Consider the following 15,484-nt stretch of genomic DNA (forward strand, 5'->3'; position numbering starts at 1 on the left):
AGCAAGCGTCTGCGTTGTCAGCAAGGACAACGCAGACAAGGTCTTGAGAAAATCAGACCAGGCGGCTCTGTTCGACCGCAGCATTGATGAAGCTGGCGAACAGAGGATGCGGCTCGAACGGCCTTGATTTCAGTTCGGGGTGATATTGCACACCGATGAACCAGGGGTGGTCAGCATACTCGACGGTTTCCGGCAGAACGCCATCTGGCGACATGCCCGAAAACACGAGGCCGCATTCTTCCAGGCGGTCCTTGTAGTCGACATTCACCTCATAGCGGTGACGATGGCGCTCGGAGATTTCCGTGCTGCCATAAATCTCCGCGATCTTGGTGCCTTCCTTCAGCGCTGCCTTGAACGCACCCAGACGCATCGTGCCGCCGAGATCGCCAGATGCACGGCGCTTTTCAAGCATATTGCCCTTCAGCCACTCGGTCATCAGACCAACGACCGGCTCCTTCGCCGTGCCGAATTCGGTCGAAGACGCGTTCTCGATACCCGCCAGCGAGCGCGCTGCTTCGATGCATGCCATCTGCATGCCGAAGCAGATGCCGAAATACGGCACCTTGCGTTCGCGGGCAAAACGCGCAGCGGCAATCTTGCCTTCTGCCCCGCGCTCACCGAAGCCGCCGGGAACCAGGATGCCGTGAACCTTCTCCAGCCAGGGCGACGGGTCTTCCTTCTCGAAGATCTCGCTCTCGATCCACTCGAGCTTGACCCGCACACGGTTGGCCATGCCGCCATGCGACAGCGCCTCGGTCAGCGATTTGTAAGCGTCCTTGAGGCCAGTGTACTTGCCCACAATGGCGATCGTGACTTCGCCCTCCGGATTATGAAGACGCTCGGAAATCTCGTGCCAGCGCTCCATGCGCGGCTTTGGCGCCGGATCAATTCCGAAAGCGGCGAGGACTTCGCCGTCGAGACCTTCCTTGTGATAGGCCATCGGCACGTCATAGATGTGATCTACGTCCAGTGCCTGAATAACGGCGGACTCACGAACATTGCAGAACAGCGACAGCTTGCGACGCTCTTCCACAGGGATCTCACGATCTGCGCGCACCAGCAGAATATCCGGCGCAATACCGATCGAACGCAGTTCCTTGACCGAGTGCTGCGTCGGCTTGGTCTTCAGTTCGCCCGCAGCCGGGATCCACGGCATCAGCGTCAGGTGAATGTAGACAGCCTGTCCGCGCGGCAACTCGTTGCCGATCTGGCGGATGGTTTCGAGGAACGGCATCGCTTCGATGTCGCCCACCGTGCCGCCAATCTCGCAAAGTACGAAATCGAAATCGTCATTGTCGGAAAGGACGAAATTCTTGATCTCGTCGGTGACGTGCGGAATCACCTGCACGGTCGCCCCGAGGTAATCGCCACGACGCTCGCGCTCGATGATGTTCTTGTAGATGCGGCCGGTGGTGATGTTGTCCTGCTGATTGGCAGAACGGCCGGTGAACCGCTCATAGTGACCAAGATCGAGGTCGGTCTCCGCACCGTCGTCGGTCACAAAGACCTCGCCGTGCTGGTAGGGCGACATCGTGCCCGGGTCCACGTTGAGATAGGGATCGAGCTTGCGGATCCGCACACGGTAGCCACGCGCCTGCAACAGAGCTCCAAGAGCTGCTGCAGCGATGCCTTTGCCGAGTGAGGAGACCACGCCGCCGGTGATGAAAACATATCGCGCCATGGGAGTCGTCGCTTAGCCTTCTGCGAATGATTCCGCCAGAAAAAAATGACTTCCAGCCGAATACATCGTCAAATTTGCACAAAAGAAAAGGGCCGACGCTGGTCGGCCCCTGGGGCTGATTTTCGTTCAGCGACCTTATTGGCCGCTGGGAACCTGCGGTTGAGCAGGTTCTGCGGGTGTTGTCGAACCGCCGATCTGGTCGAGGATTCCACCGCTTCCGCTGGGCGCACCTTGCTGGGAGGAAGCAGGGATACGATCGAAGATGTCGTGAGGACGCTCGCCGTAGCGGGCCAACAGCGACAAAGAAAGCGACGTTGCAAAGAATGCAACTGCCAGGATGGCCGTGGTGCGAGTCAACGCATTTGCTGCGCCACGTGCTGTCATGAAGCCCGAGCCGCCGCCGATACCGAGACCACCGCCCTCTGAACGCTGCAGAAGGACGACACCCACCAGCGCGAGAACGACCATCAAGTGAATGACGATGAGAATAGTCTGCATTCTTCAATCCGGAATTGTTAGGCGGCGCCCGAATGTGGCTTGACCGCGGCTCAATACACGCCTTTGCCGCGCATTCCAACCCATATGGGTTTGGTTATCGGCGCAAAAAAGGACGCTCGACAGAAAATCGATCACTAAATCGCGCGATATGCCTCGGCAATCCCGAGAAAATCCGCAGCTTTAAGGCTTGCCCCGCCGACGAGCGCCCCGTCAACATTGGCCACTGCCATCAATTCCACCGCGTTCGACGGCTTGACCGAGCCGCCATAAAGGATGCGCATGCGCCCAGCCTCGGCTCCGACGATTCCGGCCAACTCTGCCCTGATATGCGCGTGTGCCGATGCGACGTCATCAGCGGACGGCGTAAGTCCCGTGCCGATTGCCCATACAGGCTCATAGGCGATCACAGAATTTTCGTGTGTTGCATCGCTGGGAACAGAGCCCGCAAGCTGTCGCGACAACACCTCCAGCGTGCGCCCGGCCTCCCGCTCGGCATGGGTTTCACCGATGCAGATCACCGCGACCAGACCTGCGCGCCATGCAGCTTGCGCCTTCGCATTCACGATTGCGTCAGTTTCGGCATGATCGGTCCGGCGCTCGGAATGGCCGACGATCACGAAGGCCGCACCCGCATCCTTGAGCATCTCGGCTGAGACATCTCCAGTATGGGCACCCTTCTCCATCGGATGGCAATCCTGACCGCCTGCCTTCACAGGAGCGCTTGCAAGTACGTCCGCCGCTTTTGAAAGCAACGTCGCAGGGACACAAAGCAGCGCGTCGACACGAGCATCGAGACCATCCTTCATGCCGTCACCGATCGCGGCGATCTCGTCGAGCGACGCACTCGTGCCATTCATCTTCCAATTACCTGCAACGAGCGGGCGAATGCCGGGGGTCATGGTCACTTTTCCTTCCCTGAGCCGTGAGACTGGGCTTTCCTACCAAAAACCAGCTACAAAGCAATCGACACAGGCGGGGAAGGACGGTATGCCCGACTCCGCTTGTCACCCTTTGATATTTCTAAGGTTACCGGAAGACGATATGCTTAATGGACTCCGAAACGCAGCCGGCTCATGGGTCGCCAAACTCCTGCTTGGAATGTTGATCCTCAGCTTTGCGATCTGGGGAATTTCCGGCCAGATTTTCGGCGGTCTGGGCTCCAATGTCATTGAGGTTGGCAAGACTCGTGTCTCCATCATGGAGTACCGCCTCGCCTATGACCGCCAGGTCTCACAGCTTTCGCAGCAGTTCGGCCAGCCGATCACGCGTGAGCAAGCGCAGGCTTTTGGTGTCGACAATCAGGTTCTCGCTCAACTGGTCGCCGGTGCGGTCCTCGATGAGCAGGCGCGTGAGATGCGTCTTGGCTTGTCGCGCGATCGACTTGCCTTGTTGACTGCTGAAGACCCGGCGTTCCAGGGTGCCAACGGCCAGTTTGACCGTGCACAGTTCGAGTGGGTCTTGCGCCAGATCGGTATGCGACCTCAGGATTATCTGAAGAATCGCGAGCAAGTCGCGGTGCGTCAGCAAATCGTCGAAGCAGTTTCCGACGGAATCGCAGCGCCCGACACGTTCCTGCGCGCTGTGTCTCTCTATCAGAATGAAGACCGGACGGTTGAGTACGTCGTGTTGCCACCATCAATGGTGCAGCAGATCGACGCCCCGTCGGATGCACAAGTGCAGGAATGGTTCGACGCGAACAAGGCAAACTACGCCGCTCCTGAATATCGTCGCTTCAAATATGTAAAGCTCGAGCCAGCCGATATTGCTGACCCGGCCTCGGTGACAGAAGAGCAGGCGCGCGCAGCATACGACCGAAATGTCGACCGCTACACGACCGCCGAACGTCGCCGGATCGAACAGCTGGTGTTTGCGGATGAAGCAGCGGCAAATGCGGCGCTGGACAAGATCCGCGGTGGGGCGACGTTCGAAGATGTCGTTACCGAACAGGGCAAGACCTTGAAGGACGCGCTCCTGGGCACTTTCGAGAAGTCCCGCGTGGCCGACCCTGCGATTGCCGAGGCAGCATTTGCGTTGCCGGAGGGTGAGGTCAGCCAGGTCGTCGCCGGTACGTTCGGCCCGATCCTGCTGCGCGTCACTGCTATCGAGCCAGCAAACGTGCGGCCTTTCGAAAGCGTCCAGCAGGAAATCCGCGAAGAAATAGCTATGGACGATGCGCACCGCATTCTCGCTGAAGTCCATGATGGCTACGAGGATGCGCGCGCCGCCGGCGACTCGCTGGACGAGGCCGCCGCCAAGCAGAAGCTGACGGTGAACACCGTTGAAGCCCTGGACATCACAGGCAAGACACCGGAAGGCACCACTCTTACCGACCTGCCTCAGTCGAGCGCTTTGCTGCGTGACGTATTCGAGACCGAAGCGGGGGTAGAGAACCCGCCCCTCAACATCGGCTCCACCGGTTATGTCTTTTACGAAGTCGAGGGGATCACCCCTGCCCGCGACCGCACGCTTGAAGAAGTGCGCGAGCAGGTGATCTCCGACTGGACAAGCAACGAACGTGAGGCCCGCCTTGCCGCCCGTGCGACTGAAATTCAGAAGCAAGTCGCTGACGGGAAGACCTTTGCCGAGGTCGTCGCTGGGCTTGACCTCGAGGTCCAGACCCGTCGAGGTCTGAAGCGCAATGCGAATGACGCCGATTTTGGCAACGCCGGCGTTGCAGCCGCATTTGGCGTCGGGCGCGGTGAAAGTGGCGTCGTTCAGGCTCCTGAGGGTGGATCCCAGATCGTGTTCCGCGTTGCAGAAGTAACGCAGCCACTCAACGCAGGTGCAGACGCGTTGCCAGAGGACGCGCGCAAACGCTTTGCCTCTGGTTTTGGCGACGATCTTCTCGACCAGATGGTGACGACCCTGCAAAGCCAGTATTCTGTCGCGATTGACCGCAACGCGATCCAGCAGGCACTGAGCTTCTGAGGGGTGCGCAATGACTGACTTCAAGGCGCTTATCGGCAAGGTAGCGGACAACCAGTCGCTCACATTCGAAGAATCGCGCCAGGCGTTCGACATCATGATGTCCGGCAAGGCGACGCCCAGTCAGATCGGCGGTTTTCTGATGGCGCTGCGTACGCGCGGTGAAACCGTTGACGAGATTTCCGGCGCGGTTGCGATCATGCGCGACAAGATGCTGCCTGTCGTTGCCCCAGCTGATGCGGTCGACATCGTCGGCACCGGCGGAGACGCATCCGGCACCTACAATGTCTCCACTTGCGCCGCCTTCATCGTCGCTGGAGCTGGCGTCACTGTGGCCAAGCACGGCAACCGGGCACTGTCGTCGAAATCCGGCTCCGCGGATGCTCTCGCTGCGCTCGGAATTGAGATCGAAATCGGCCCCGAGAAGATTGCGCAGTGCATCGCTGAAGCAGGTGTTGGCTTCATGTTTGCACCGGCTCACCATTCCGCGATGCGGCATGTTGGACCCTCGCGCGTGGAACTCGGAACGCGAACGATCTTCAACCTGCTCGGCCCCCTCGCCAATCCGGCTGGCGTCAAGCGCCAGTTGATCGGCGTTTATGCCGCGCATTGGGTGGAGCCGATTGCGCATGTCATGAAAGCGCTTGGCTCTGAAACTGCCTGGGTCGTCCATGGCGATGGGCTCGACGAACTGACGACCGCCGGGAAGTCACTGGTTGCGCAGTTGAAGAACGGGGAAATCACGACGTTCGAGATCGAGCCGGAACAGGTCGGGCTCCCTCGCGCCCGCATGGAGGATCTGCGCGGTGGTGACGGGGCTCACAACGCCCAGGCGTTGCGAGCTGTCCTTGCTGGCGAAAAAAGCGCTTATCGTGACATTTCCTTGCTCAATGCCGCCGGCGCCCTCGTCGTGGCGGAGCGCGCCAAGACGCTTCAGGAGGCCATTGCTCTCGCTGCCGATTCCATCGACAGCGGCGCAGCGTTGGAGCGCCTTGAAAAGCTGATTGAAGTTTCCAGAACAGAGGTGGCGTCGGCATGACGGATATCCTGCGCAAGATCGAAACCTACAAGCGCGTCGAGATCGCCGCCGCAAAAGCACGTCTTCCACTGGAGGAAGTCAGAGCCCGCGCTGCAGACCAATCTCCTGCCCGTGGGTTTGCTGCGACAATCAAGGCACGGCAAGCCGCAGGTGAGATGGCCCTGATCGCCGAGATCAAGAAGGCCAGTCCTTCCAAGGGCCTGATCCGTGCGGACTTCAATCCAGCAGAACTAGCCAAAGCATATGAGGCCGGAGGGGCAGCCTGCCTGTCAGTCCTGACCGACACGCCTTCCTTTCAGGGTGCACCGGAGTTTCTGACGGACGCACGCGCCGCCTGCGCCCTCCCCGCACTTCGCAAGGACTTCATGTTCGAGCCCTACCAGGTTCATGAAGCGCGCAGCTGGGGTGCAGACGCGATTCTCGTCATCATGGCAAGCCTCACCGACGACGAGGCAAGACTGCTCGAAGACGAAGCATTCGAAGCCGGCATGGATGTTCTGGTCGAAGTCCACGACGAGACAGAGATGGAGCGCGCGCTGACCCATCTGGCGTCGCCACTGATCGGCATCAACAATCGCAATTTGCGCACATTCGAAGTGAGCCTCGAAACGTCTGAACGTCTGGCAAAGATGGTTCCATCGGACCGTATCATTGTCGGCGAAAGCGGCATCTTCACCCACGAAGACTGCAACCGGCTGAAAGCGTCCGGTATTTCGACCTTCCTCGTCGGCGAGAGCCTGATGCGCCAGCCGGACGTCACTGCCGCGACACGCACATTGTTGAAAGGCACCACCTGACCATGACAAGCGACCGTCTCACTCATCTTGATGCGTCCGGCGAAGCCAACATGGTCGACGTGGGCGACAAGAACGACACGGTTCGTACCGCCATTGCCGAAGGCGCCGTGGTCATGAAACCAGAAACGCTGGCGATGATTTGCGCTGGCGACGCCAAGAAAGGCGACGTCCTCGGCACCGCGCGTATTGCCGGCATCATGGCTGCTAAGCGGACCCACGAACTGATTCCGCTTTGCCACCCTCTGTTGCTGACCAAAGTGACTGTCGAGATCACCCCGGACGAAGACCTTCCCGGGCTTCGGGTAACCGCCTTTGCGCGCGTCAACGGCAAGACCGGCGTCGAGATGGAAGCGCTGACGGCCGCCTCGGTTGCCTGCCTCACCGTCTACGATATGGCAAAGGCCGTCGATCGCGGAATGAATGTCACGGATATACGCGTCGTCGAAAAGACGGGTGGCAAGTCTGGCGACTATCGAAACGTGCAGGATCGGTAAGATGGCTGCACTCCTGCCGGTCGAAGACGCACTTGCTCTCCTTCTGACCGACGCGTCACCTCTGGCGGGAGAAGATGTCCCTCTCGGCAGCGCAGGCAACCGGGTTCTGGCCGTTGATATTCATGCGCGCAGGACCCAGCCACCTTTTGATGCGTCGGCGATGGACGGTTACGCGGTGCGCGCGGACGACGTTGCGCAGATCCCAGCCAGACTTCGCGTCATCGGTGTGTCAGTCGCGGGCCAGCGTTTCTCAGGCTGCGTCAACTCCGGGGAAGCAGTCCGTATCTTCACCGGTGCACCGGTCCCAGCGGGAGCCGACGCAATCCTGCTTCAGGAAGATGCCCGTCTGATTGACGAAGGAACCATTGAAGCACTGGAAGCTGTCGCAAGAGGCCGCCACATACGCCGTGCCGGACTGGATTTTTCCACCGGGGATCTTCTCCTGCCGAGTGGTCGCGTCCTTGACGCTGCCGCCCTCTCACTCGCCGCATCCGCCAACTATCCAACACTTTCTGTCGTGCGCAAACCGCTCGTCGCGATCCTTGCCACTGGCTCAGAACTGGTGGAACCTGGAACCACGCCCGGTGACGACCAGATCGTTGCTTCGAACAATGTCGGCGTCGCAACGCTTGTGAGTGCGGCGGGAGGGCGAGTCGTTGATCTTGGCATAATACCAGACGATCGCGCAGCTTTGGCTGGTGCAGTGAATTCAGCCCGCGAACTCGGCGCTGACGTCATCGTGACACTTGGTGGTGCCTCTGTGGGAGATCACGATCTGGTCCAGGAAGTCTTGGGCGCGCAAGGCATGGCGCTCGACTTCTGGAAGATCAAAATGCGTCCAGGAAAGCCACTGATTTCTGGCCGGCTGGGGGCAACGCGCGTGCTGGGTCTGCCGGGAAACCCGGTCTCGAGTCTCGTTTGCTCGCACCTGTTCCTAGTGCCGCTCGTCGCGCGTTTGGCCGGGCGTATACACAAGCCCGATGTGCGCACGGCGGTCCTCGGCGTTTCCATGAAAGCCAACGATCACCGTCAGGATTATGTGCGTGCAGTAGTGAGCGTCGACGAGGGCCGTCTCACGGCGATGCCCTTCGCCGTGCAGGATTCGTCAATGCTCAGCACGTTGGCAGCAGCCAACACCTTGATCATTCGTGCGCCAGACGCGCCCGCTGCCTCGGCTGGCGATGCCTGCACCGTTCTAATGCTTCGCTAGGGCATGTTTCCCGAAAATGGGAACCGGTCTCGCGATAAACACATGCGCGAAACCAGAAACTTGATCCGTTTCAAGCGAATCCGGTAAAGTGCGACAAGCTTTGACCGCTATTTGACGGTCATCGGGAGGCCTGCAACCATGAACACCACCCGATCGGCGCATTGAGCGACCATCTGGTTCAGACGGCCCGCATGATCCCTGAATTCGCGCGCAAGCCGATTGTCGGGCACAATACCCAGACCGACCTCATTGGACACGATCACCAGCGGCCCTCGGAAGCGCGCAACCACTTCCACCAGACGCTCCGAATCAGCTTCAACATCGCATCCTGCCAGCATCACATTGGTAAGCCACAGCGTCAGACAGTCTATCAGAACCGGTTGACCGGATCCGCACGCCTCCAACGCCTCGGCCAGATCGAGCGGCGCTTCAAACGTCTGCCATCGTGAATCGCGCCTGGCTCGATGATGAGAAATACGCTCACGCATTTCGTCATCGAACGCCTGCGCAGTCGCGATGTAGCTCAATGGCCCAGGGATACGAGCGAGAATTTCTTCCGCGTACCGGCTCTTGCCCGAGCGGGCGCCGCCAAGAACAAATGTCAGGTTTCCCGTCACGCTTCCCTCTTCCAAACCGACCTCGTGCTTTCCGCTCAGAAACCCGTTATTGAATTCAGATGACCTCCAAGCGCAAGCCTCTACCGCCCATTCTGCACGATATCGTCGCGTGCGTCGGCTTCTACACGCGCCTGCCGGTGAGAGTTGACTTTGAGCGACCACTCGCGCTGTCGCAGTGGGCGGCCCCTGTCGCCGGTCTCGTCGTGGGGCTGCTGGCTGGCAGTTTCGGCTGGCTCATATGGTGTCTTGGCGTTCCGCCCACGATCACTGCTGCCATAATCCTTGCCGCCACCATTGCAATGACCGGCGCGCTCCATGAGGACGGGCTGGGCGACACGGCCGACGGATTTGGTGGCGGCCGCAATCGAGAGCAAAAGCTCGCAATCATGAAGGACAGCCAATCCGGCACCTATGGCGTGCTGGCTTTGAGCCTGTCTGTGCTACTTCGTTGGAGCGCACTGACAGCGCTGCTTGCAACAGCGGGCGGCATGACCACCCTTCTCGTGCTTGCCAGCGCCCATGCGGCTTCACGCTCCATCATCCCCGCCTTCATGTCTCTTGTGCCCTCCGCACGCCCAGACGGCCTTTCTGCCAGCGTTGGGCAAACTGATGCAAAGACTGGCGTCATCGCCTTGGCCATCGGTGGAATGTCGCTGCTCGTCCTGAGTGGGCTCGAAATCGCGGCCATCGCGTTGCTCTTTCTCGGAGGCGTTTTTATTTTCATACGCTGGCTCGCTCTGCGCCAGATCGGAGGGCAAACAGGCGATGTACTGGGTGCTCTGCAACAATTTGGTGAGATCGCGGTCCTATCGACCGCAGCCACCCTGCTGCCGTAATGGAATGAACTGATGAATCTACCCGTTTCAATTGACGCATTGCGCAGGCTATGTGCTGAGCTACCCGAGGGAAGCGCCACAGCCGCTCAATCTGCCGCTCAAAGACAGGCCATGCTCACAAAGCCGCGCGGCAGTCTGGGACGCCTCGAAGAGCTGGCCATCTTCCTCGCAAGATGGCAGCGAGGCATGAAGCCCTCTCTTGATCATGTTGATGTATTGATTTTCGCCGGGTCACACGGCATCGCCGCCAGAGGCGTGTCTGCCTATCCGACGGAAGTGACAGCCCAGATGGTAGCCAATTTTGCCAATGGCGGCGCGGCGATCAATCAGTTGGCCGCCATAGCGGGAGCCAACCTGTCTGTGACACCATTGGAAATCGACAAACCGACCGCTGACTTCACCGTGGCTCCCGCTATGAACGAAGCGGAGTTTCTCGCCGCTGTCACGGCAGGCATGCGAGCAGTTGTACCCGGCGTGGATCTAATCACGGTCGGCGAGATGGGAATCGGCAACACCACCGTTGCGTCGGCGACTGCGGCAGCCCTCTTCGGAGGCAGCGGCAGCTCGTGGGTCGGTCGGGGAAGCGGCGTCGATGATGAAGGCTTGACGCGAAAGGCCACAGCCGTCGACACGGCACTGACCTTCCACGGCAACGCACTGCAAGACCCGCTGGAGGCACTGCGCCTTGTAGGCGGGCGGGAACTTGCCGCAATCTTTGGCGCAGTTCTGGCTGCAAGGCTGCAAGGCGTCCCTGTGGTCCTTGACGGATTTGTCGCAACAGCCGCAGCAGCGCCCCTCACCCGCCTGCACCCAAACGGCCTGGCGCACGCACTCGCAGGCCATGTCTCTGCGGAAGCCCAACACCCTCGCCTTCTGAAGCTGCTTAACCTAGACCCCATACTCGATCTAGGAATGCGTCTTGGAGAAGGATCGGGCGCGTGCCTGGCCGTGAATATCCTGCGCAGTGCAATTGCCTGTCACAATGGGATGGCAAGTTTTGCGGAAGCTGGCGTGTCCGAAAACTGATTCAGACTTTCCCGAGCGGGCAGATGCCGGCTCGGGGACAACGTGCTCAAGAACGTCTGAAAGGAGACAGCGAAATCAATTCGCTTGTCAGACCGAAGAGTCTCGCATTCAAAATGCGTTTCAGTCGGTCTCTATAAAGTAAGGAGAAAAAGGCTTTAAGCCTTGAATAAAATGGCGCGAGTGACGGGGCTCGAACCCGCGACCTCCGGCGTGACAGGCCGGCACTCTAACCGACTGAGCTACACCCGCGCTCCCCAACGTTGCGCCGCAGCGGCGTCTCGTTGTTGGCTGTGAATTAGGCGGTTCCAGGCGAAGTGTCAAGCGCTTCCTGGAAGGAATTTTGATAATTTTATCAAAGATTTTTGTCCGGCTGTGGATAGCCGACTTAAGGCGCGAAACATCCCCCAAGGGAAGCCGTATAATTTGATGAAACACTGACCGACGGCCGTTTTTGCCCTTGCCTAACACCCGATAACGGCCTAAAGCACGCGCCGGAATGGGCGATTAGCTCAGTTGGTAGAGCGCTTCGTTTACACCGAAGATGTCGGCGGTTCGAGTCCGTCATCGCCCACCATTCCTTTCAATGACTTAGCTGGTTTTTACGAACATATGCTAAGGTTCATTGAACCTGAGGACGGCAATTGATGACCGATCCCGACCTGGCTGAAAAGCGCCGCAAAGGCTACACCGTCGATACGCTCGGCGTGCTGATCGACCATGGCTACAAAGTCGCCCTCTACTGCGAAAACCCGCGTGACGGCCTGACCTGCGGTTTTGTGAAGTGGCTCGATCTGGAGAAGCTAGCCGCCAAGCTTGGCCGCGACCACAGCTGCCTGCGCGACGATCTCGTGCCGAACCTTTTCTGCACCAAGTGCGGCGGGAAGAAGGTGAGCATAAGGTTGCATCCCTACACCGGGCCGCGCGATTAATTATCCCTCACTTTCGGCACGTCATATCTGAGCGAACTTGTCGCCTGCATGATCAACTCGATCAGGTCGACAGGAGACAGATCGCAGATCGTATCCTCCCCGTACATCAGCGAGCGCCGGAAGGCTTTTCCGTCCTCGGTAATACTGACGCAAATGCGAGGGCCGCGCATATACCCGATGCTCATGCTGCAATTCTCCGCTCGATTGGGTCAATGGCGCGAAGCACCAATCCGTCATGATTGTGAAATGTGAGCGCTTGGAGTGCGCGCCGCGCGCCGTAGCCCATACCCGCCGCATAGGAGTCGGGCGGACAGAACGCGCGCAAGCTTTCGTACCGAAGCGGTCCGATATCCTTGGCGTTGTCGTGGTGAACGTGCCCCGTCAGATAGTATCGGTGCCGCGTCTCGCTCCAGAAGGTGCACACGTCGGAAATATAGAGCGCCATCTGCGTGGGCTTGCCCTTATCGCCGTGGTGCGCAAAGATAGCCGATCGCCCCCACTGCTTCATAAACAGATCGCGCGGTGACTTCTCGACAACGATGCGCGGCTCGTCCTGATATCGCTCCGCAAGCGCGAACGTCAGCACCATATGCGCATTGGTATCGTGATTGCCGCGTAGCACGCGCACCGTCAGTTTCTCATGCTTTGCCAGCAGCGTCTCGATGATCTCGGACAGGATCGCGATTGCGGTATCTATGACCTTGAACTGCCGGCCATCTACATCAAGCTTGTGCTTGCTCTGAGGTGTTTCAGCTCGGTCGTCATCTGCGTGAAGCGTATCGCCCCCAAGGACAAGCACCGCCTCCTTGCTCGCAGGCGTCAATGCCAGTACCTTCGCGAAGGCGTATCGCAGGTCTTCACATGCCAGGCTGAGATCATAATCTTGACTGCCCGTCTCGTCGCCCCACGCCCTCATGCCGAGATGAAGATCCATGACCGGCCAGACCGTGCACAGATCGCCCAGAACTGACGCGGGCGGTGTGATGGGCTCTGCCCTTGGAATATCACTGAACGCGTTCTGCAGACGCTCCAGCGTGCTCTCTAGGGCAATCTGTTCCTTTGGCGCATTCCAGCGGACTGTTTCAACCTTCTTACCTTCGTCATCATAGACATGACGATAGCCGCCTGCGATCTCCGCACCGTTGAGGTTAGAAGCCTGCATGGCGTTTCTTGCGCCACCTGAAAGATGCAATCCGGCCTGCTGTGCCTTCTTGTACCGGTTCCGCAGGGTTTCAAACGGCACGCCCATAGCGCGGGCGGCGGCGTTGACGTTACCGTGTTCCTCGACAGCGCGAAGTGCTTCGAGCATCACAGCCTCTGACAATCCAGGGTTTGCCACTGCTTACACCTTGAACCATTTAAGGATTTTCCCGACGCTTTCTCCGAACATCACCACACCCACGGCAAGGCCCAGAATGCCCACGATCAGCCACTTGATGAAGTTGCCAACGGTGGCGATAGATCGCACCAGCCGGATTCCGTCGTTCAGGGTATCGACCTCATCAGGCCGCAACCCGGCAAGGAACTTCTGTGTCTTTTCCGGCAGATCATCGAACCGCTTTGCATCGCTCATTTCCAGCATCCCCGGCTTGTCCCGAAGCCGTTATGAGCCGCGACGCCCTCCGCAAAGGGCCGGTCATGCTCGATGATGAATGCGCGGGTCTGCGCCGCCGGCGTTAGGCGAGCCCAACCATCGCATTCACTGGCAGGTGCTGTCGTCTGGCATCCAGCGGCCGCCAAGAGCAGAACAAAGCCCAGCGTCATCCAGGTTGCGTATCTGGTCATCGGTCGCGTTCCTTTCGCGCAAGACTTCGACGGATCGGTTGAGGGTGGCATGTCGTTCCGCCGCAGCACCTGCGTGGTAGGCTTTGACGTGGCTGAAGGTGAGAAGGCCGAGAACCGCGATGACGGCCGCCAGCGAGGCCCAGAGGCGAAGCGGGATCACGCAAGTTCCTCCCGGATCTCTTTCACACCAGCGATGATCTGCCGGCGCATCAGGAAGATGACGACAAGGAAGGCCAGCACGACACCGCCAATAGCGACCACGGCCTGCCAATCCATGCCAGCGAGCCAGCCAAGGCCAAGGGCGCCGGAACTGGACAAGCCGGTGATCCACGACCACAGCCCAGTCTTCTGCTTGACCTCCTGATCGACCGAGGCGGGAACCACCGGCTTTTCGATGTTCTTCTCGATGACGGATGGACGCTCAGGGGTCGGGCGCGCTGCCAACTCCAGAGCATGGCGCCGCACGTCGGTGACGCGGCTCGTCCAGCCCTTGCCGAATGTGGCCCACGTTGACAGGCGCTTGAGGAACGCCATGCGGCTGTCGCAAAGCTTGTGGATCACATCGGCATGGAACATCGCGCGGGTCGCTGCGAGCGTTGCGGGTCCGATCTTGCCGTCTGTGGTGGCGCCGACAATAGCCTGCAAATACTTCGCCGCGCGGGCCGGTCCGCTGTTCACTGCAAAATCAAAAACGGCATAGTCGATGCCGTCTGGCAACTCGGCACCAGCGACAGCATCCCAATAGTGGCGGCGATAGACCGCCGCGATCTGTTCGTCGGTGATCTTGCGCAAATCGTCCTTGGTCGCGTTCGGCTTCACATAGCGCCGGAACGTGGCGAGCGTGACGCCACGCATGGTCGCGCCGCCCGGATCGGACGCATGGTCCGCCCATCCGCCTTCATGTTTAAGAACGAGCGAAAGCGCCCGCTGGAAGTTACGGTCCATGTCTTCTCCTTCCCGCCGTTGCCGGCTGGCTGGTTTCATGATGTGATGATGAAGGGAGGCCCGGTTATGGACATGATGGCGCTAGTGCTGAGCTTTGTCGCAGGCGGGCTAGTCGCTTGTCTGACGATCTTCTGGATGTTCGCAAGGAGCGCGCCGAACATCGATGGCGACATCATCGAACAAATGCGCCGAGAGACAGACGAAGCGGAGCAGGTGGATGGCGGCCTGTTGATGCGCGAGGGAAAGAAGAGCCTGCATTAGTGCCTGCTAGTACAAGCCACCACGGCCTGAATCGATCGCCGCAGTTGCGCCGGGCGAGATGCCCATAGCGTGATCGCGAGAGCCGGGACCGCTGCCGTCCGTCCAACCGCCCCAGCCTGTCCGTCGTCAGATCATTTGGCGCAGTTTGGGTCTTGGATTAGCGGAGTATCGGCCTCGTCTTTGGGTTGATGTTATGCGGCGAGCTTGCGGTGCTGCAAGCGCCGATGCTGGATGGTTTGTCGTTTGATCCTTTCGCGCTGTTTTATGATGGCTGCGGCCCTGCCGAAGTAGGCGTCTGCCGGGGTCACGTTGTCGAGGCTCTCATGATAGCGCCTGTGATTGTAGTGTTCGACGAAGGCGCCGATCTGGGCCTCCAGGTCGCCGGGCAGGAAGTAGTTCTCCAGCAGGATGCGGTTCTTCATGGTTTGGTGCCAGCGCTCG

General features: G+C 59.6%; 19 protein-coding genes and 2 tRNA genes. 10 read left to right on the forward strand and 11 right to left on the reverse strand.

Annotated features, from left to right (window positions below; genetic code table 11):
- Positions 1-52 precede the first annotated feature (52 nt).
- The 3 genes from BMZ42_RS06945 to tpiA form a co-directional block, all read right to left on the reverse strand.
- Positions 53-1,681 carry a CTP synthase gene (locus BMZ42_RS06945; protein ID WP_091520260.1) on the reverse strand — a complete coding sequence of 543 codons (1,629 nt, stop codon included), beginning with the start codon at positions 1,679-1,681 and terminating at the stop codon, positions 53-55.
- Between the two features lie 135 nt (positions 1,682-1,816).
- Positions 1,817-2,179 carry a preprotein translocase subunit SecG gene (gene secG, locus BMZ42_RS06950; protein WP_091520263.1) on the reverse strand — a complete coding sequence of 121 codons (363 nt, stop codon included), beginning with the start codon at positions 2,177-2,179 and terminating at the stop codon, positions 1,817-1,819.
- A gap of 134 nt (positions 2,180-2,313) precedes the next feature.
- Complete coding sequence (tpiA, locus tag BMZ42_RS06955; RefSeq protein ID WP_091520264.1) at positions 2,314-3,078, reverse strand: triose-phosphate isomerase; 765 nt, start codon at positions 3,076-3,078, stop codon at positions 2,314-2,316.
- Between the two features lie 142 nt (positions 3,079-3,220).
- Here tpiA and BMZ42_RS06960 point away from each other — a divergent pair, with 142 nt between their 5' ends.
- From BMZ42_RS06960 to BMZ42_RS06980, 5 genes are read left to right on the forward strand one after another with little or no spacing between them, the layout of a single operon-like run.
- Positions 3,221-5,107: a peptidylprolyl isomerase gene (locus BMZ42_RS06960; protein ID WP_091520267.1), complete on the forward strand. Its 1,887-nt coding sequence runs from the start codon at positions 3,221-3,223 to the stop codon at positions 5,105-5,107.
- A 10-nt stretch (positions 5,108-5,117) separates the two neighbouring features.
- The gene (gene trpD / locus BMZ42_RS06965) at positions 5,118-6,143 is read left to right on the forward strand and encodes an anthranilate phosphoribosyltransferase (protein ID WP_091520268.1); all 1,026 of its coding nucleotides are present in this window, start codon (positions 5,118-5,120) and stop codon (positions 6,141-6,143) included.
- Positions 6,140-6,940: an indole-3-glycerol phosphate synthase TrpC gene (gene trpC, locus BMZ42_RS06970; protein ID WP_091520271.1), complete on the forward strand. Its 801-nt coding sequence runs from the start codon at positions 6,140-6,142 to the stop codon at positions 6,938-6,940. The genes trpD and trpC overlap by 4 nt, the downstream gene beginning before the upstream one ends.
- Before the next feature lie 2 nt (positions 6,941-6,942).
- Positions 6,943-7,434: a cyclic pyranopterin monophosphate synthase MoaC gene (moaC, locus tag BMZ42_RS06975; protein ID WP_091520273.1), complete on the forward strand. Its 492-nt coding sequence runs from the start codon at positions 6,943-6,945 to the stop codon at positions 7,432-7,434.
- 1 nt (position 7,435) lies between these two features.
- Entirely contained in the window at positions 7,436-8,644 is a 1,209-nt protein-coding gene (locus BMZ42_RS06980; RefSeq protein ID WP_091520275.1) for a molybdopterin molybdotransferase MoeA, read from the forward strand.
- A gap of 107 nt (positions 8,645-8,751) precedes the next feature.
- Here BMZ42_RS06980 and cobU read toward each other — a convergent pair whose 3' ends face one another.
- Positions 8,752-9,261 carry a bifunctional adenosylcobinamide kinase/adenosylcobinamide-phosphate guanylyltransferase gene (gene cobU / locus BMZ42_RS06985; RefSeq protein ID WP_244523191.1) on the reverse strand — a complete coding sequence of 170 codons (510 nt, stop codon included), beginning with the start codon at positions 9,259-9,261 and terminating at the stop codon, positions 8,752-8,754.
- A 59-nt stretch (positions 9,262-9,320) separates the two neighbouring features.
- On the opposite strand from cobU, the gene BMZ42_RS06990 reads away from it, so the two are divergent.
- Together BMZ42_RS06990 and cobT are read left to right on the forward strand one after the other, a co-directional pair.
- Positions 9,321-10,097, forward strand: coding sequence for an adenosylcobinamide-GDP ribazoletransferase (locus BMZ42_RS06990; RefSeq protein WP_091520278.1), 777 nt, complete (start codon positions 9,321-9,323; stop codon positions 10,095-10,097).
- Positions 10,098-10,109: 12 nt separating this feature from the next.
- Positions 10,110-11,123: a nicotinate-nucleotide--dimethylbenzimidazole phosphoribosyltransferase gene (gene cobT / locus BMZ42_RS06995; protein ID WP_091520280.1), complete on the forward strand. Its 1,014-nt coding sequence runs from the start codon at positions 10,110-10,112 to the stop codon at positions 11,121-11,123.
- Positions 11,124-11,295: 172 nt separating this feature from the next.
- Here the strand turns inward: cobT and BMZ42_RS07000 are convergent.
- Positions 11,296-11,372: transfer RNA gene (locus BMZ42_RS07000), tRNA-Asp, on the reverse strand.
- Positions 11,373-11,621: 249 nt separating this feature from the next.
- On the opposite strand from BMZ42_RS07000, the gene BMZ42_RS07005 reads away from it, so the two are divergent.
- Both BMZ42_RS07005 and BMZ42_RS07010 read left to right on the forward strand, forming a co-directional pair.
- Positions 11,622-11,697 (forward strand) — tRNA-Val (locus BMZ42_RS07005).
- A gap of 70 nt (positions 11,698-11,767) precedes the next feature.
- On the forward strand, positions 11,768-12,052 hold the full coding sequence (locus tag BMZ42_RS07010; RefSeq protein WP_091520282.1) for a hypothetical protein: 285 nt from the start codon (positions 11,768-11,770) through the stop codon (positions 12,050-12,052).
- Here the strand turns inward: BMZ42_RS07010 and BMZ42_RS07015 are convergent.
- The 5 genes from BMZ42_RS07015 to BMZ42_RS07035 all read right to left on the reverse strand — a co-directional run bounded on the left by BMZ42_RS07015 (position 12,049) and on the right by BMZ42_RS07035 (position 14,782).
- The gene (locus BMZ42_RS07015) at positions 12,049-12,237 is read right to left on the reverse strand and encodes a hypothetical protein (protein ID WP_091520285.1); all 189 of its coding nucleotides are present in this window, start codon (positions 12,235-12,237) and stop codon (positions 12,049-12,051) included. The two genes, BMZ42_RS07010 and BMZ42_RS07015, sit on opposite strands and share 4 nt — an antisense overlap.
- On the reverse strand, positions 12,234-13,361 hold the full coding sequence (locus BMZ42_RS07020) for a hypothetical protein (protein WP_210185206.1): 1,128 nt from the start codon (positions 13,359-13,361) through the stop codon (positions 12,234-12,236). The genes BMZ42_RS07015 and BMZ42_RS07020 overlap by 4 nt, the downstream gene beginning before the upstream one ends.
- A gap of 33 nt (positions 13,362-13,394) precedes the next feature.
- A complete protein-coding gene (locus BMZ42_RS07025) occupies positions 13,395-13,625 on the reverse strand; it encodes a hypothetical protein (protein WP_091520345.1) in 231 nt (76 codons plus the stop codon).
- A 126-nt stretch (positions 13,626-13,751) separates the two neighbouring features.
- The gene (locus BMZ42_RS17760) at positions 13,752-13,997 is read right to left on the reverse strand and encodes a hypothetical protein (protein WP_139207876.1); all 246 of its coding nucleotides are present in this window, start codon (positions 13,995-13,997) and stop codon (positions 13,752-13,754) included.
- The gene (locus BMZ42_RS07035; RefSeq protein ID WP_091520289.1) at positions 13,994-14,782 is read right to left on the reverse strand and encodes a glycoside hydrolase family 108 protein; all 789 of its coding nucleotides are present in this window, start codon (positions 14,780-14,782) and stop codon (positions 13,994-13,996) included. Before BMZ42_RS07035 ends, BMZ42_RS17760 begins: the two co-directional genes overlap by 4 nt.
- A 66-nt stretch (positions 14,783-14,848) precedes the next feature.
- Between BMZ42_RS07035 and BMZ42_RS07040 the strand changes: the two genes are divergently transcribed.
- Positions 14,849-15,043, forward strand: a complete 195-nt coding sequence (locus BMZ42_RS07040; RefSeq protein WP_091520292.1) for a hypothetical protein — start codon at positions 14,849-14,851, stop codon at positions 15,041-15,043.
- Positions 15,044-15,234: 191 nt separating this feature from the next.
- On the opposite strand, the gene BMZ42_RS07045 is transcribed toward BMZ42_RS07040, so the two are convergent.
- The coding region (locus BMZ42_RS07045) for an integrase core domain-containing protein (RefSeq protein WP_139207878.1) at positions 15,235-15,484 on the reverse strand (250 nt) is incomplete at its 5' end.

Source organism: Aquamicrobium aerolatum DSM 21857 (assembly GCF_900113935.1).
Taxonomy (GTDB): domain Bacteria; phylum Pseudomonadota; class Alphaproteobacteria; order Rhizobiales; family Rhizobiaceae; genus Aerobium; species Aerobium aerolatum.

What these genes read in the sequence shown, in the direction of transcription:
- BMZ42_RS06945 (WP_091520260.1), bottom strand. Translation starts at nt 1,681, where the DNA reads ATGGCGCGATATGTTTTCATCACCGGCGGCGTGGTCTCCTCACTCGGC.
- secG (WP_091520263.1), bottom strand. Translation starts at nt 2,179, where the DNA reads ATGCAGACTATTCTCATCGTCATTCACTTGATGGTCGTTCTCGCGCTG.
- tpiA (WP_091520264.1), bottom strand. Translation starts at nt 3,078, where the DNA reads ATGACCCCCGGCATTCGCCCGCTCGTTGCAGGTAATTGGAAGATGAAT.
- BMZ42_RS06960 (WP_091520267.1), top strand. Translation starts at nt 3,221, where the DNA reads ATGCTTAATGGACTCCGAAACGCAGCCGGCTCATGGGTCGCCAAACTC.
- trpD (WP_091520268.1), top strand. Translation starts at nt 5,118, where the DNA reads ATGACTGACTTCAAGGCGCTTATCGGCAAGGTAGCGGACAACCAGTCG.
- trpC (WP_091520271.1), top strand. Translation starts at nt 6,140, where the DNA reads ATGACGGATATCCTGCGCAAGATCGAAACCTACAAGCGCGTCGAGATC.
- moaC (WP_091520273.1), top strand. Translation starts at nt 6,943, where the DNA reads ATGACAAGCGACCGTCTCACTCATCTTGATGCGTCCGGCGAAGCCAAC.
- BMZ42_RS06980 (WP_091520275.1), top strand. Translation starts at nt 7,436, where the DNA reads ATGGCTGCACTCCTGCCGGTCGAAGACGCACTTGCTCTCCTTCTGACC.
- BMZ42_RS06990 (WP_091520278.1), top strand. Translation starts at nt 9,321, where the DNA reads ATGACCTCCAAGCGCAAGCCTCTACCGCCCATTCTGCACGATATCGTC.
- cobT (WP_091520280.1), top strand. Translation starts at nt 10,110, where the DNA reads ATGAATCTACCCGTTTCAATTGACGCATTGCGCAGGCTATGTGCTGAG.
- BMZ42_RS07010 (WP_091520282.1), top strand. Translation starts at nt 11,768, where the DNA reads ATGACCGATCCCGACCTGGCTGAAAAGCGCCGCAAAGGCTACACCGTC.
- BMZ42_RS07015 (WP_091520285.1), bottom strand. Translation starts at nt 12,237, where the DNA reads ATGAGCATCGGGTATATGCGCGGCCCTCGCATTTGCGTCAGTATTACC.
- BMZ42_RS07020 (WP_210185206.1), bottom strand. Translation starts at nt 13,361, where the DNA reads ATGCTCGAAGCACTTCGCGCTGTCGAGGAACACGGTAACGTCAACGCC.
- BMZ42_RS07025 (WP_091520345.1), bottom strand. Translation starts at nt 13,625, where the DNA reads ATGAGCGATGCAAAGCGGTTCGATGATCTGCCGGAAAAGACACAGAAG.
- BMZ42_RS07035 (WP_091520289.1), bottom strand. Translation starts at nt 14,782, where the DNA reads ATGGACCGTAACTTCCAGCGGGCGCTTTCGCTCGTTCTTAAACATGAA.
- BMZ42_RS07040 (WP_091520292.1), top strand. Translation starts at nt 14,849, where the DNA reads ATGGACATGATGGCGCTAGTGCTGAGCTTTGTCGCAGGCGGGCTAGTC.